Consider the following 16410-nt stretch of genomic DNA (forward strand, 5'->3'; position numbering starts at 1 on the left):
AATTTTTTTGTATTTTACAAACTTGTAAGTCATTTTATCAGACGATTTGCGAAAAAACAAGTAGTGACCCAAAAGTAAAAAATGATCTACATTATTCCTGATAGTTTCAGATGATAACTTTTTGTTGTTCTGTTTTAAAGTCGTCTTGATCGATTTGGCGTTGAATTCAAATAGCTAGTGTCTGTGTTGAGGTAATTCAATAGTTTTGTCCGCCATCTCGTAGTCATTTGGCGCGTCCGTCTAGCTTTTTTTAAAACGAATGGGTGATTTTTGTGTTCGCTCAAGTTCGGCAAAAATTTCGCTATCATCATTTTTTGTAATAATTAAATCAGGGTAGGCGTTGAGATTGCCGTTTGACTATACTTAATAAACATTTCTGAGGCGTGCGTGTTAGTAAAATGATTTATTGTGTCGGGGGTAAATGCCGCCATAATTGCGGCAATGATTACCACAATTAAAACAGCGATTAACATCAACGGCAAAAATGCTATAATAAGAAAGATGGCCATTTTTTTAATCACATTATTCACAATGGCTATGACATTTTTAAAAGATGTTGGCTTTATCTTGGCCGATTTGCCAACACTGAAAGGATTTTTTAACCCTTTTTTGTTTTGTGCCATTTTTCTCGCCCTCCTTACGCAATGCCCAAAATAACATCTTTTAGACCCAGCACAATTGAACTCGCTAAAATAACAATCTCCAAACAAACGCCAACCAAAGTAACACGAGAAATCGTTTCTCTGCGTTGTTCGGCGTTTTTGGCAAATTTACCAGCAATACAATACGCCACCCATAACAATGCCAATAACTATTGCTACTCCGATTAGAATTGGCATTCCAACTGAAATTATTTTATTGCCGATTTCTTGTAAACTAGTTGACCCACTTGTCGATAACAACATCATATTTATAACCTCCTTTGTCTTTTTTGCGTTTAATAAAGTAGTTTATAACTCGCGCAACAGTTTTAATTATGCAACACAATCACAATACTCATCATATCGGACGAGCATAACGACACACAAGAATAAGAACAACAAAAAAGATAGTTCAATTCATATTATTTACCTCCTTTTTGTTTTGATTCTCATTCTTCGTCGTCTTTTTTCATTTGGGCAATGTCTTTCTCTGTTTTAATGGCAAACGCTTTGGCTTTTTTCTTGCGAATTGGTTCGCAAACAAACGGCGTAATTACAAATTTTTTAAACAACCAAGCAAGAATGAATAAACCAAACAGCGAACCAACAACAATACCAAAGATAGTTCAGCCACTTAAACCACTCTTTTTGTTATTATCGGGTGTTGGTTGTTCTTTTTGTTGCACTGGAATTGTTTTGGCAGTATGACCCAGCAATTTTGTGCTGCTTTCTACGTGTTGAACTTTGATGTCTTTGCTCGTAGTTCAATCACCGGCAACAAGATTATTTGTGTTAATAGCATAATCAGTGTTTTCTACAACATCCGGCGCATACTTTTCAACCTGTGCTTTTACACTAACAACTAGTTTTGTTTTATAGTTATCAATTTCATCTTGGGTAACATTTTGAATGTTATCAACAACAAAGTTATCTAACTTTAGGTATAAATGTTTTAAACTTTGTTTTCAAGTTGGTGATAGCGCAAACAAATTATTTAATTTACTAGCACTAGAACCACGAATATTGTCATATCCGTTATCTTCTGCTCATTGTTCAAACTGTTTACCATTTGGTGTATTTCAATATTCTTTTATATCTTTTTTTTCTTTGTTTATTTGTAAATAAACATTGTTCGTATGACCTAGGTTATCAGATAGTTCAACAACATATTTACCATCCTTTGTGTTTAACTGTGACCCATCAAGTGGAATTAAACTTGATGGGTCAATGTTGCTTGCTTCTGATGTTTTATTTCAATTATCATCACAACCATACACAATACCAGTTATCACACTACTTGTGGTTGGTTTAACCATTGTGATAATACTTTCACTATTTGTATAGTAGAATGTGTTAACTGGGTTTGTAATATTGCTTGTATCAATTTGCCCAAGATAATCTTTCACAACAATTGCGTCAGGTGCAGTTGGTTTTAATTTAATCTTTAAATCAACAACCGTTGCTGGTACAACATTGTATTTAGCCTCAACTGAACCTTGATAACTTTTGCTACCTTCTATCACTGATAAAGTTGCTTGTGTATTTGTTTTATCAATTATTTCAATTTGTGAAAAATCATCAATGACATTCCCGTTTTTCTGATTAACCGCCAAAAAAATAGTCTTATCGTTGTTATCAATGATATTATCTAAATCAGTCGTTTTAATTAAATCACTTAGATTTTGTTGAACTGGTGGTGTTGGTGGTTCAATGTGTGCTTGCATAGAGGCCATAATTTCACTCGTATATTGTTTACCACCCAAAGTAAACATTACTTGTAAATTATGGTCGCGTGGTGCAGTTTCGGGTTTAACATTGATAGTCCAGTGTTTATTTGTTTGTCCTTGTTGGACATTATCAAACACAACTTTATCAATGTTCGGGTTAGCAATATCAATGTTTAACTCTCCACCCACACTAAGCAAGTCGGGGCGAGTTCAAGTCAGATTTTTTGTACTATCAACTAAATTAAACTGACTTTGTGTTTTTACCCACGACAAAGCAGTTTGTAATATATAAATATCATCATCCGTACCAAAATAAATGTTATCTTTACTATCAATAGAAAATCATTTAGGAGCATTTATACCATCAATTTTAGTTGGTGTTGTTGAAGCAGAAGCCAACTTAAATAAATTATTTGGATATTTTAAAAAATAAACATTGTTATATTTGTCAACTATAAGCGAAGAAACATTACTCCCAGAGTTTTCTATTTTAGTTGCTAATGTTTTTCCCGCGAGCAGATTATATACTCCATTATTTGTAGCAATATATGCATTGTTTTTATTATCACAGTTGATAGTAACAATTTTAATACCGGTATTTATTCCATCAATTTTAGTTGGAGTTGTTGAACCAGAAGCCAACTTATATACACCACCTTTGAAAAGGATATTAAAATATATGTTATTTTCTTCATCTATTGATATTAAATAAACTTCTTCATTTATACCATCAATTTTATTTGGAGTTGTTGAACCAGAAGCCAACTTATATACACCATCATCCGCGCCAAAATAAATGTTATTGTTTTTACTATCAACAGTAAAGGAGTAAACATATCCATTTATACCATCAATTTTAGTTGGAGTTGTTGAACCAGAAGCCAACTTATATACACCACCATCCGCGCCAAAATAAATGTTATCTTTACTATCAATATAAAGTCATTTAGGAGCATTTATACCATCAATTTTAGTTGGTGTTGTTGCACCTTGTTTCAAAACAAATGCACCAGTATCTGTACCAAAATATGTATTGTTGTTACTGTCAAGGATAACACTATTTATTAATTCATTTATTCCTTTAATTCTTTTAATTGGGAGATAGTCATTGTTTGAGTTAGATGTTATAAAATCGCGGTTGAAACTAGTTTGTACTGTGTTGGCAAGAAACGGAGCGGGAACGATTGCTGTCAAGGTTGATATAGTTAAGATATTTAGTAATTTTTTCATTTTCTATTTCCTTTCTGAATTTTCTTTTCTAATAAAAAAGAGAATAGCACCACTGTACTATTCCCACAACACAATTTCTAACATATTTAATAATGGTATCAAAAAAGTACCTTCATAAAATATGTTAAAGAAACGCTAGGTGTTTACTAGTGTTTCCACGATAGTAATTTATTTGACGATAAATTACTATCATTCAATTTTTATTTATTTTAAATTTTACATTTATATTATACCATATTTAATTAAAAGTAGTATTTTTTCTTTAATTTTGTAGAAAACTCTTGATATTTAATATTTATAAAATATACCTAAAATTAGGTATATTTTTAATATAAGAGGTGAATAATTAATGGAAAAAATAATTGAAGAATTAATAAATAATTTAACAGATGATCAATTTTTAGAATTTCATGAAAAATTCAAAAAAGAAGGGTAGTAAGAAAAAAGTTGAGGTTTTACAAAAATATAAATAAAGTAATTAAATATAAATTAAAGTAATATCTTATAATAGCGATTTTTTTATTTGCATTATTCATCAGATAGTATCTTTAAAATTAAAAATTAACCTATTTTCCCTAAAAATTAGTTAATATTTATAATTTCCTTTCTGTGATTTATTATATTTTTTCGGTTTAACAACTAAAATAAAGACTGCACCCCAAAAAGTAAGTAAAATAAAAAAAGATTTTGTTAAATTTTTATAGGGGGTGCATTTTTATATGACAAAAAAAGGACAAAAATATAACAAATATACATCAGAATTTAGAACAAAAATCATTGAGGAAATTAAACAAAAAAGTTGTTGAATAGTAGCAAAACAATATAATATAAATGCAAATACAGTAGAATCTTGATGAACAAATCATAAAAAAGGAAAATTAAACAATCCTAAAGGACCTAAAATTTCTTTTGGCAAAAGAAATTTAGAATATTATAAAACAAGGTATGAATTATTAAAAAAGCTCCATGACTTTTACAATTAAGCAAACTAAGAATAGTCTCTTTTATTAAACAAAATTGTCGTGAATATTCAATAAAATTATTACTAGAAGTAACAGGGTTAAAACGTAGTTATTTAAATAAATATAAAAATTATGACAGTAGCAAAAAAGATAAAAAAGCAATAAATGATATTGTAAAAGTCTATGAAGAAAATTTAAAACAATTTGGTTATCGAAGAATTACTAAATATTTAAAAGAAGATTATAGTATAAAATATAATTCAAAAAAAGTTTTAAGAATTATTCGTGATAATCAAATACAACCTAAATATGTAAGAAAAATGAGAAGAAAAATAAAGTATAAACAGAATAAAGAAAAAAGCTTATTGCAATATCCTGATTTAATTAAACGTAAATTCAATGATATAAAAACAAGGTTTTCAGTACTATATACTGATGTAACATATTTAATTTGAAAAGGAGAAAGATATTATCAATCAACAATTATTGATGGATATACTAAAGAAATAGTTGATGTAAAGTGATCTAAATATAATGACAATAAATTAGTAATGGATAATTTAAATGATGCAATTAATAAAATAAAATTAATAAAAAAAGATCTGAATGGAATAATAATTCACTCAGATCACGGATATCAATATACATCCACTATTTATCACGATAAATGTTTATCTAACGGTATTATAATTTCAATGGGGAAAAAATACCACTGTGCAGATAATATTGTTATAGAAAGTTTTCATTCATTACTTAAGAAAGCTACAATCCATAATAAAATATATAATTCACATGAAGAATATATATACAAGATGTTATAAAATGAAATACATGATATTCAAATCGTAAAGAAAAAGATATAATTAAAAAATAGTAAATACTTTTTATTAGTACTTACTAAAATGGGTGCACTCTAAATAATATCATTTTTAATAAAGGTACTATCTGATGAATAATGCAATCTAAAACTTAATATTTTGATGCTTTGGATGGGTTAAGATAAATTGGACAACAATAATGTAGAGTAAATATTTATAATTAAACTACAATGGAGGTGTAATTATGGCAAAGAATCATTATACTATGAATTTAAGCAACAAATTGTTGGTCTTTACAAAATGGGTCAAACTCCTGAACAATTAGTCAATGATTAACAAATTGGTAAATCTACTGTTTGGAAATGAGCTCACCAATTTAGCAACTCGGGCTCATTTAAAGCTAAAGACAATAGAACGCCAGAAGAAAACGAATTAATTCAATTACGTAAAAAAGTTAAACAATTAGAAATGGAAAATGACATTTTAAAGCAAGCAACACTGATAATCGGCAAAAAATAGCAATCATTAAAAAATAACAAAGCAAAATATCCAATTATTAATTTATGTAAAACATTGAAATTTGCTAGATCAACATATTACTATCAATTAAAAGCAAATAATCCCAAGAATACTCAAAACATTGATAATGCTGTTATCAGTATTTTTCTAAAAAGTCGTAAAAATTATGGAACACGCAAAATTAAAGTTATATTAGCTCAGCAAAATATCATGTTATCTTGTGTAAAAATCAGCAACATAATGAAAAAATATAACTTAATTTCAAATTATACAAAAATCAAATACAAACATTCAAATACAACTGATGTTACATATAAATATAACAATTTGTTAAATCAAGATTTTGATAGTTATAAACTACATGAAGTTGTTGTCAGTGATTTAACCTATGTTTTTATTAGTAACAAATGATATTATGTCTGTTTCTTAGTTGATTTATTTAATCGAGAAATTATTGGTTATGATGTTAGTTTACACAAAAATGCCAAATTAGTTGAAAGCAGCTTTAATAAACTCCAATTTTCATTAAGCAATATTAAAATATTTCACACTGATCAAGGCAGTGAATTCAATAATAATCTTATTTATAACCTGTTAGTTAAAAATGGGATTCAAAAATCTTACAGTAAACCAGGTTGTCCTTATGACAATGCTGTTGCGGAATCAACATACAAAATTTTTAAAACTGAATTTATTAAAATAATAAATTTAAAAACGTTGAGCAGTTTAAATTAGAATTATTTGATTACATTAATTGGTACAATAATATTCGAATTCATAGCAAACTAAATTATTTAACACCAGTGCAATACAGAAATTATTATTCTACATAAAATTTGTCCAAAAAACCCTTGCCATTCCAGAACATGAAATATAAAAAAATAAAAACAACAGTGTTATTTTTATTTTCGTTTTCTTTGATAATTGTAAACCGATGTTAACACTCAATTTTGGGGACTCCATTTTGTTAATTTTTTTACAATTTTATTAACACTACCTGTTACAATATAATTTTTTCTTTTTACTTTTAATCCTTTTAGTAAACTTTTTCGAGCATAAGTAGATGTCTTCATAACTTTCACTGTTGAATGATATTTTGCATCTTTTTGGTTACTACTTCGATTTCAGAAATCAGTTTTTAACGGTCCTGGACATAAGGCAATAACTCGAACTGGTGATTTTGTTTTTTTCAATTCCGTATTAATAGCCACTCCCAAACTTCAAACATAAGCTTTTGAAGCATAATAACTAGCAAAAACTGGGGCTGGCGTAAATGCCGCTAAACTAGCAATGTTTAAAACACGTCCTTGTTGTTGCGCTATAAAACGTTGTACAAATAATTTTGTTAAAATATGGACTGCTTTAATATTTAAATCAATCATGTTCATTTCTTGTTCTAAACTAGATTCATTAAAATAACCTCATACACCATATCCAGCATTATTAATTAAAATTGTTACATTATCTTTTGCAACATCATTAAATAATTTTTCACAATTTTCTAAATTACTTAAATCATAATTAATCATTTTAATTGTTTGTGTTGGATATTTTTGTTGTAAAGCAGTAATAGGGTTTGTATCACGAGCAACAGCAATAACATTATAACCAAGTTTTAATAATTCTTCGCAATAATAATATCCCAATCCTTTACTAGCGCCAGTAACAACAGATCATCCTAAGTTATTACTATTTGTTTTTTTCATTATTTTCTTGTCCATTTTATAATTTTGGTTTTTTAATAACTGTCATATCAAATAATGTTTTACGATTTAAGAAAATATAATTTCCTGCTGCTGCTAATGATAATATCGTTGCTAAATACATTGGAATCATAATAATTTGGTTCACTCAACCAAATTCATCTCATTGGCCTGTTTTTAAAGAATGACCATTAAACATACGAAAACCAATAAAAAATAAAATTGTCATTCCAAACATCTCCATTGCTGCTCGCACACGTCCTAATTGATTAGCAGCCATCACCATTTTTTGTGTTGCTAAAATTTGGCGAACAACATCAATTACAAAATCGCGAGCAATTAACAATGCAACCATTCAGACTGGAATAATGTTTGCACAAGCAAAGACAATTAAAACAGTATTTGTTAGTAATTTATCGGCGATTGAATCAAAAAATTTCCCAAATGTTGTCACTTGATTATGGCGACGAGCAATAAAACCATCTAATAAGTCAGTTAAACTAGCAATAATAAATAAAATCCCAGCAATTAAATAACTAATTGGCAATGAATAAGTAACATTATCTCCTTTAATTGTTAATAATTGATCTCATCCATTATATAAGGAACTATTTTCAAATGGAACAATTACCATTAAATCAATAATAACTGGGATTAAAAAAATCCGAATTAATGTAATACGATTAGCTCAATTCATTTTAAGTCCTCTTTTCTAAAAATATCTTATCTTGATATGTTAATATTACTTACATATTATATTATATAAATGTATAATATTAAAGAAAGTTTATGAGGTGAGGGGAAAAATGGTTAAAGAACTAGTACAATTACTTCAACAAAAACAAATGACAATTGCAGCATATGAATCAATAACAGGAGGTATTTTTTAACCATTATATAACTAATGTTCCAAATGCTAGTCATGTTTTTTTATGCAGTATTGTTACTTATACTAATGATATTAAAATTAAACTTGGTCATGTTTCCCAATCAATAATTACAAAATATGGTGTTGTTTCAAAAGAAACAGCTGAGACAATGGCTTTTGCTTGTCAAAAGAAATTTAATAATTATTTTGCCATAAGTTTTACCGGTAATGCTGGTCCGGGCCAATTAGACAACTTGCCAGTTGGAACTGTGTTTGCAAGTATTCTTTTTCAAAACCAAGCAACAACATTCGCATTAACATTTGATCCAACTTGATCACGAGAAAAAATTAAAATTGTAACTGTTACAACAATAATTAAGCATTTACAACAAATTTTAGAAAAAGAACAAGGAATTAATAGTAAAAAAAGATAAAAATAAGCAGAAAGGAGAATAAAATAATGGAAGATAATAAACCAGTTCCTCCTGAAACAAAAACCCTTGACCAAGATGAAATTTTAAAAACAGTAATGAAAGAAATCGAAAAAACATATGGTAAAGGCGCTATTATGAAATTAGGGGATAAGAGCAACCTAACAATTGAAGCTGTCTCAACTGGAAGTTTATTACTTGATGAAGCAATTGGAGTTGGTGGTTATCCTAAAGGACGAATTATTGAAATTTTTGGGCCAGAATCATCAGGAAAAACAACCATATCATTACATGCTATTGCTGAAGTACAAAAAAATGGTGGGCGAGGAGCCTTTATTGATGCTGAACACGCTCTAGATCCAAATTATGCTAAAAAACTTGGTGTTAATATTGCTGAATTAATTATTGCCCAACCCGATTCAGGTGAACAAGCATTAGATATTTTAGAAACACTTGTTAAATCAAATGCAATTGATTTAGTTGTCATTGATTCTGTTGCCGCATTAGTGCCCAAAGTAGAATTAGAGGGAGAAATGAGTGATGTAACAATTGGCGCCCAAGCACGTTTAATGAGTAAAGCTTTACGAAAATTAAACGGAGTAATTAATAAAACAAATTCAATCGTTATTTTCATTAATCAGATTCGCGAAAAAGTTGGTGTTTTATTTGGTAATCCTGAAACAACAGCAGGAGGACGTGCTCTCCGTTTTTATGCCTCTGTCCGATTAGATGTTCGTAGTACTGAAACACTAACAACAGCAGGAGCAGCAACCGCCAATAAAGTAAAAATTAAAGTGGTTAAAAATAAGGTCTCACCGCCTTTTAAAACAGCTCTTGTTGATATTAATTATAATGAAGGAATTGATAAATATTATGAATTAATTGATTTAGCAGTAAAATATGATATTTTAGCAAAAGCCGGGGTATGATATGCTTATCAAAATAATAAAATTGGTCAAGGCCGAGAACGCGTAAAAGAATATTTAAGAATGAATCCAGCAGTTTTTTTGGAAATTCAACAACAAATTATTAATAATTTTAAAACAAGATAACAAGATTAGTTAAATGAAACATAATAAAAGGAAAAGTTATTCTTTGAATAACTTTGGCCGTTTAAAGAAAATAAGGGTTTTGGAAAAAAACTCTGAAATTGAATAAGAATAATAATTAAACCATTTACTAAAATGGTTTTTTTATTTGTAAAACCAAAATTATTAATTGATTCAGAGAAAAAACAGACCATTATATAGTTTGCCAAAATCATTTTAATACTATGCAAATGTGTTATTCATGTGAAGATGTTATTTGTGCTAAGTGTTGTCCATTCAATAATATGGGAATACATGCCTAAAAAGAATGAAATATAATGAAAAAGTTAAATAAATTAAATTTTAATACTTATTCTCAACGAATAGAATATCTTATTAATTTTTATATAAGTCACAACAAAAGTGATAAAGAATAATAATTATAACTATCTTAACCTTGTATATATAATTTGAGAAGTTAATAAATATCAGAAAAGAGGGTTAATTGAAATGAAAAAATTATTAAGTATAATTGGTGCAATATCATTAGTAGGAACAAGTACAACAAGTTTAGTTGTTTGTAATAAACCAAAAGAATATACACCCGAACAATTAAAAGAACTAAAATAAAAGAACAATATAAAAACAAAAGATGGTATTTTAGAATGAATGGAAGCACAAAAAAACCATTTAATTCTCAGGGAGATTATAAATATTATATAATTGTATGAAGAGGTGCAAAAAACGATAATTGAACAATTAAAAAATATAAAAATATAGGTTATACTCACAATAATACAATAAATGGTATTATTAGCTATACTAAAATTGATAAGTCATATAGTGGCGCATTTTTATATAGAAATGAATTTGATTTAGCTGCAAATAAAATAAGAGAACATGCGACTTGAATTGAAGATGATGGAACTTTTTTTAAATCAGTTTATCGTTGAAATGGTGAAGAACAAAAATTACCTAATTTAGATATTGATAATAAAGGTAATGTAATTGTTAAGAATTAATAAAAAATAGGGATAATGAACACTGAACACCCAAAATAAAATAGACACATAAAAAATAGGATTGTGTCATAATTTTATTGAAAGGTGTTTTTATTATGGGCGGAAAATGATTTACAAAAGAAGAAAAATTAAATATTCTAAAATATTATCGAGAATATGGGTAGTCAAAAACTTTTAAAAAATTTAACATTGCAGATCCAACATTAATTAGATGAAAAAGAGAACTTGTGATTAAAGAAGATGCTGCTTTAGAACCAGGAAATGGGGAACAATCTAAAGGAATTCGTAGATCAGGTCGACCAAAAAATATTGATTTTAATGCAATGACAAAAGAAGAATTAATTCAATACATTAAAATTGTTGAAGATGTAAAAAAGTTCTTAACCAAATCGAAAAAGAAGAAATTTCAGACGGTTTAGTCCTTGAAGAAAAAATACAAGATTAAATATTTATGTAAAATTTTAAATGTTTTAAGAGCAATATATTATAAATGATTTAATCATGGTATGAAATCTTTTAACAAATGAGATAGTCAAATTGCGACAATTATAAAAACGCTATTCTTAAATTTTAAGAAAATTTATGGTTACAATATGTTGACACTCTTAGTTAATCAGATATATAAGTTAAACTTAAAGCCGCACATTGTTTATAGATATATGAAAAATATGAATTTAAAATCAATTGTTAGAGTAAAAAGATTTAATTATAAGCTTCAATCTGGTAGTAATCGTCATGAAAATTTAATGAATCAAGATTTTACAACAACAAGTATTAATCAAAAATTAGGAACAGATATAACATATTTATTAACAAATAATAAGGTAGTATTGGATAGGCTACAATTATTAGGACCATAATTATATAGACTTCAAAATTAGATAAAATTATTAAGAAAGAAGGAATATAAAAATGGGAAATAAAACTTCATACTCTGAAGAATTTAAAAAACAAATTGTCATGCTATATAAAAATGGTAAAAGTGTTATTAATCTAGGACAAGAATATAATTTACCAAAACCAACTATTTATAGTTGAGTTAAAAATTATAATAATTCTGGTTCATTTAAAGCAAAAGACAATCGCACACTAGAAGAAAATGAAATAATAACTTTACGAAAAGAACTTAAAGACTTGAAAATGGAAAATGACATTTTAAAGCAAGCCGCACTGATAATGGCCAAAAAATAACAATAATTAATAACAACAAAACAAAATATTCAGTAAGAAAAATATGTAAGATTTTGGGTTTATCAAAATCAACGTATTATTATCAAACTAATAAATGTATTAACAAGCAAGTTAATAATTATTAACAAGAAATTATCAGTGCCTTTAATAAAAGTCGCAAAATTTATGGGGCTCGCAAAATTAAAGTTATTTTAAACAGAAAAGATATCATCTTATCGCGGCGAAAAATCAGATTCTTTATGATCAAAAATAATTTGGTTTCTAAATACACCAAATTAAAATATCATAATCATAAAACAACAGTCAATAATGACCAAATTAATAATATTTTAAATCGTCAATTTAACAACAAAAAACCTAATGAAGTTATTGTTAGTGATTTAACATATGTTCAAGTTGACGCTAAATGACATTATATTTGTTTATTAATTGACTTGTTTAATCGTGAAATAATTGGTTATAGTGCTGGGCCGAATAAAACGGCCGAACTGGTCCAACAAGCTTTTCATAAAATAACACGACCATTAAATCAAATAACTCTATTTCATACTGATCGTGGTAATGAGTTTAAAAATAAAATCATTGATGAAATTTTAATAACTTTTAATATTAAAAGATCATTAAGCAATAAAGGCTGCCCTTATGATAATGCTGTGGCTGAAACAACTTACAAAACTTTTAAAACTGAATTTATTAAGGGTAAAAAATTTAAAAATTTAACACAATTAAAATACGAACTTTTTGATTTTGTGCATTGATATAACAATATTAGAATTCATGGCAGTTTAAATTATTTATCTCCAGTTACTTTTAGAAAACAAATGTCTATATAAAAAGTGTCCTAAAAAGTGTTGCCATTCCAATATAATTCACATGAATAATATATACAAGATGTTATAAAATGAAATACATGATATTCAAATCGTAAAGAAAAAGATATAATTAAAAAAATAGTAAATACTTTTTATTAGTACTTACTAAAATGGGTGCACTCTATTCCGTTTCTTTTTATGAATATTGTAAATCCGCAATTCAGTTATTCGCCCTAAAAATTAGTTATACTAGTAAAATAAATTAAAAAATGATAAAATACATATTGTATAAATACCTTGCTATAAAATTAACAAACATAAATTGAGTAATTTAAGAAAATAGATGGAGAATAAAATGCTTAAAAAAGGTAAATCAAATTCATGATATTCAATAATATCATTTTCAATTTTTAAAATCCGCCGTTCAATGGCAGTTTGAGTTTTAGTGTTGTTGTCACTTGTTTTATTTGGTGCAATTGCGATTACTCTTTTTTTATCTTCAACGAATATTTATGATTTTTTAAAAAATTTTCAATACGGAGTTTTTATTTTTAATAATATTTTATTATTATTGTTTGTTTTGTTAGTAATCATTAAAATTTTTGGCCGGGAATTTGAAGATGGGACATATTTACTTTTAATTTCAAAACCATATTCTCGATTTACTTTATTTTTCTTAAAATTAATTTCACTTTGAATTTTGATTATCTTTTTCTTAGGGACAATTATTTTATTTGCTTTAGGAATTGGCTATATTGGTTATTTAATTAATAATGATTCAGAGTATTTACAAGTTTATCAAAATTTATTATTGAAATTATTTTTATATTCTTTAGCATTATCTTTTTTTGCATCAAGTAGTATTTTATTTGCGGTAACTTTTTTAAACTCACAAGTAGTTTTATTAATTGTTGTTATTTTCTGTAGTTTATTTTTAGTTGGCGGGATGCCATATTCGTTAATTATGAGTTTAGCTAATACAATTGATTTGTCATTTGTTGACACCGCTATGACTAAGCAACCTTATCCTGTGCATATTATTAAAAGTACAATTAATTTTAAAAGAAATTTAGAAAAAAAATTAATTAAATATGATAATTTAACTAGCAAAATTTGAGATTTTTATAATTCGTGAGATTATGATGATTTAGATAAAGTTTTTAAAACGCGAGACTATGAAAATATTATAAGTGATCCTACTTTGCGAATTAAACGATTAGAGTTTTATCAATCATTAGGTTTAACAAAACCAAAAGAAGCTAGTTATACAATTACCCAACTTAATAAGTGAGATAAAATAACAAAATATAAATATGATAATAAGGATGAAACCATTTTTGAAATTATTAATAAAGTTGGAGAAAGTAATCTTCAAATGAAAGTAAACTTTGCGACAAATTTCTTTTTTAAATCACCAGGAGAATTAGATTCAGATAATGAAATTCATCAAGAATTACTTGACTGTATTAACTTTATTGGAAAAAGTGCAAAATCATGAGACTTGTATCTTATAACAAATGATTTAAATGGAAATTCATTATTTTACTTTAATTTAGATAAATCCTATTATAGTTTAACATCATCTGATAGTAAGGCAGGAACAGAAGAACGAAAATTATCTGAGCCAAATGGATTTAATCCAGTAAATGTTTTTCGTTCTGAATTTGCTCGAACTGGAATATCACCATTTGATTCAGAATATGATAATGGTTCTGATTTTCAAGATTGAATTCTTAATTATTTTGGAGCTGAAGATAGAATTGAAGATGGTTTTGAAATTAAAACACTTTATGTTTTAAGAGAAATTGAAATTAATATTTTAAAAAAAATAATGGATTATAAATTACTTGAAGCTGTGCCAATTAAAATAAATACAGAATGACAAAAATATGATGATTTAATGCAAACTTATGAATTAATTTCTAAAATTAATATTATTGAACATTGAAATCAAATTTGAACAAGTTCTTTATCATATGTTCCATTTTGATTTGAACCACTTCAACGAAGTAACATTGATTTTAGTGTTCAAAACAATTATTTAATGAGTTATCAAGATTTACCGATAGCATTACAACAAGATAAAAAGGTTGACCTTGATGTATCGCCATTTTTAAATATTAATTTATTGTTATATATTTATTTAGGAATATCTGTTTTATTTTTAATTAATGCTTATTTAATTTTATGTCGCAAAAATATTACTTAAGGCAGGGGAAAGGAGATGTTAAAGCATGAATAATAATGCATTAGTACTTAGCGATGTTGCAATTGCTTCGCGTAATTTTAGCAAAAAGTTTAAAAATAGTATTGTTGGTCCATTTAATTTTAATGTTAGTCGTGGAAAATTACATGCCATTTTAGGTGCTTCTGGAAGTGGGAAAACAGTTTTCATTAAATCTTTAATTGGTGGTTTAAAGGGCTTTCATGGTGATATTACAATTTTTGGCAAAAAAGCAACAAAAATTAGTATGAAAAAAATGATTGGTTATGTTCCTGAGTTTGTTACTTTTCCTGAAAACATTAGTTCTTATAATTTTTTAAAATATTTAGGAAAAACAAATAATTTACGAGGAAAATATCTTCGTGACCGAATTGAATATTTAATGAAATCATTAGAAATTTGAGAACACCGTGATAAAGATGTTAATTTATTTTCATCAGGAATGAAAAAAAGAGTAATGATTATTCAAGGTATTATTCATGATCCTGAAATTTTAATTTTGGATGAACCAGAAGCAGGATTAGATATTAATAACCGAAAAAAAATTATTTTTTATTTAAAACAATTAACACTTCGTGGTAAAACTGTCTTTTTTTCATCCCATTTACTAGATGAAATTAAAGACTATATTGATGAATTTACAATGGTCATGAATGGGGCGCAAATTTATACGGGGCAATTAGCTGCCTTTAATATTAAAAATAGTTATTATCTAGTGACTAATAATCCCCAAGTAATGATTCGTTATTTTAATTTAAACCGAGTACCAAACTGATATGATCGAGGAAATAATTCGTTAAATTTTGTTTTAAATTCACCATTACATTTATATTATGTCACTCAATATGCATTAAAAAAACAAATTAAAATTGCTAAAATTAGTGAAGTTGAATTTTCATTTGATTTTCTATTACAAAAATTAAATATTACGCTACCTCACAATATGACTACTAATCGTAAATTACGAAAGAAACATTTGAAGTAACAGCAACAAAGTTAATTAACCAGAATAAGTTTTAAATGTAATTATGTAACAAAATTAAAGAAAGTAACCTTTAAAAATATTTTAATGGGTATTAAAGTATTTTTTTATTATAATTAAATTATGTCCAATATTTAAAAAAGGAGCAAATTGTATGGAATTTGATATTTAGGCGTCCTGTACGATGAACCGACAAAAAAACAATTCTTGTGAGATTGTTTTTTTATTTTTCTATTAAAAAAATAAATTTAT

The 16410-nt window shown here is 26.8% G+C and carries 17 protein-coding genes and 2 pseudogenes; 14 read left to right on the plus strand and 5 right to left on the minus strand.

Annotated elements, in window-relative coordinates; genetic code table 4:
* Positions 1-323: 323 nt before the first annotated feature.
* The 3 genes from AAHM76_RS01055 to AAHM76_RS01065 form a co-directional block, all read right to left on the minus strand.
* On the minus strand, positions 324-623 hold the full coding sequence (locus AAHM76_RS01055; protein ID WP_342256291.1) for a hypothetical protein: 300 nt from the start codon (positions 621-623) through the stop codon (positions 324-326).
* A 147-nt stretch (positions 624-770) separates the two neighbouring features.
* Positions 771-908, minus strand: coding sequence for a hypothetical protein (locus tag AAHM76_RS01060; protein ID WP_342256292.1), 138 nt, complete (start codon positions 906-908; stop codon positions 771-773).
* A 155-nt stretch (positions 909-1063) separates the two neighbouring features.
* Complete coding sequence (locus AAHM76_RS01065; RefSeq protein ID WP_342256293.1) at positions 1064-3598, minus strand: adhesin; 2535 nt, start codon at positions 3596-3598, stop codon at positions 1064-1066.
* Between the two features lie 719 nt (positions 3599-4317).
* Between AAHM76_RS01065 and AAHM76_RS01070 the strand changes: the two genes are divergently transcribed.
* From AAHM76_RS01070 to AAHM76_RS08285, 5 genes and pseudogenes are all read left to right on the plus strand, one after another.
* A complete protein-coding gene (locus AAHM76_RS01070; RefSeq protein ID WP_342256294.1) occupies positions 4318-4581 on the plus strand; it encodes a hypothetical protein in 264 nt (87 codons plus the stop codon).
* Positions 4582-4721: 140 nt separating this feature from the next.
* A pseudogene (locus AAHM76_RS08280) lies at positions 4722-4868 on the plus strand (transposase); the annotation flags it as partial.
* Between the two features lie 12 nt (positions 4869-4880).
* Entirely contained in the window at positions 4881-5381 is a 501-nt protein-coding gene (locus AAHM76_RS01075; RefSeq protein WP_342256295.1) for a DDE-type integrase/transposase/recombinase, read from the plus strand.
* Positions 5382-5903: 522 nt separating this feature from the next.
* Positions 5904-6632 carry an IS3 family transposase gene (locus AAHM76_RS01080; protein ID WP_342256814.1) on the plus strand — a complete coding sequence of 243 codons (729 nt, stop codon included), beginning with the start codon at positions 5904-5906 and terminating at the stop codon, positions 6630-6632.
* Between the two features lie 14 nt (positions 6633-6646).
* A complete protein-coding gene (locus AAHM76_RS08285) occupies positions 6647-6730 on the plus strand; it encodes an IS3 family transposase (RefSeq protein WP_425289444.1) in 84 nt (27 codons plus the stop codon).
* 69 nt (positions 6731-6799) lie between these two features.
* On the opposite strand, the gene AAHM76_RS01085 is transcribed toward AAHM76_RS08285, so the two are convergent.
* Together AAHM76_RS01085 and pgsA are read right to left on the minus strand one after the other, a co-directional pair.
* Complete coding sequence (locus AAHM76_RS01085; RefSeq protein ID WP_342256296.1) at positions 6800-7603, minus strand: SDR family NAD(P)-dependent oxidoreductase; 804 nt, start codon at positions 7601-7603, stop codon at positions 6800-6802.
* Positions 7604-7619: 16 nt separating this feature from the next.
* On the minus strand, positions 7620-8297 hold the full coding sequence (gene pgsA / locus AAHM76_RS01090; protein ID WP_342256297.1) for a CDP-diacylglycerol--glycerol-3-phosphate 3-phosphatidyltransferase: 678 nt from the start codon (positions 8295-8297) through the stop codon (positions 7620-7622).
* Positions 8298-8539: 242 nt separating this feature from the next.
* On the opposite strand from pgsA, the gene AAHM76_RS01095 reads away from it, so the two are divergent.
* The 9 genes and pseudogenes from AAHM76_RS01095 (at position 8540) to AAHM76_RS01135 (ending at position 16161) form a co-directional block, all read left to right on the plus strand.
* Positions 8540-8902 carry a CinA family protein gene (locus tag AAHM76_RS01095; RefSeq protein ID WP_342256815.1) on the plus strand — a complete coding sequence of 121 codons (363 nt, stop codon included), beginning with the start codon at positions 8540-8542 and terminating at the stop codon, positions 8900-8902.
* Between the two features lie 26 nt (positions 8903-8928).
* The gene (recA, locus tag AAHM76_RS01100) at positions 8929-9951 is read left to right on the plus strand and encodes a recombinase RecA (protein WP_342256298.1); all 1023 of its coding nucleotides are present in this window, start codon (positions 8929-8931) and stop codon (positions 9949-9951) included.
* 486 nt (positions 9952-10437) lie between these two features.
* Positions 10438-10557 carry a lipoprotein gene (locus AAHM76_RS01105; protein WP_342256299.1) on the plus strand — a complete coding sequence of 40 codons (120 nt, stop codon included), beginning with the start codon at positions 10438-10440 and terminating at the stop codon, positions 10555-10557.
* A 35-nt stretch (positions 10558-10592) separates the two neighbouring features.
* Positions 10593-10949: a hypothetical protein gene (locus AAHM76_RS01110; protein WP_342256300.1), complete on the plus strand. Its 357-nt coding sequence runs from the start codon at positions 10593-10595 to the stop codon at positions 10947-10949.
* Positions 10950-11176: 227 nt separating this feature from the next.
* Entirely contained in the window at positions 11177-11368 is a 192-nt protein-coding gene (locus AAHM76_RS01115) for a hypothetical protein (protein WP_342256301.1), read from the plus strand.
* A gap of 240 nt (positions 11369-11608) precedes the next feature.
* On the plus strand, positions 11609-11809 hold the full coding sequence (locus tag AAHM76_RS01120) for a hypothetical protein (RefSeq protein ID WP_342256302.1): 201 nt from the start codon (positions 11609-11611) through the stop codon (positions 11807-11809).
* 52 nt (positions 11810-11861) lie between these two features.
* Positions 11862-12973: pseudogene (locus AAHM76_RS01125) on the plus strand (IS3 family transposase).
* Between the two features lie 334 nt (positions 12974-13307).
* Positions 13308-15161 carry an ABC transporter permease gene (locus AAHM76_RS01130; RefSeq protein ID WP_342256303.1) on the plus strand — a complete coding sequence of 618 codons (1854 nt, stop codon included), beginning with the start codon at positions 13308-13310 and terminating at the stop codon, positions 15159-15161.
* A 25-nt stretch (positions 15162-15186) separates the two neighbouring features.
* Complete coding sequence (locus tag AAHM76_RS01135; RefSeq protein ID WP_342256304.1) at positions 15187-16161, plus strand: ABC transporter ATP-binding protein; 975 nt, start codon at positions 15187-15189, stop codon at positions 16159-16161.
* The last annotated feature ends 249 nt before the right edge of the window (positions 16162-16410 follow it).

The sequence above is a fragment of the Spiroplasma endosymbiont of Poecilobothrus nobilitatus genome, from assembly GCF_964030655.1.
Classification (GTDB): domain Bacteria; phylum Bacillota_I; class Bacilli_A; order Mycoplasmatales; family Mycoplasmataceae; genus Spiroplasma.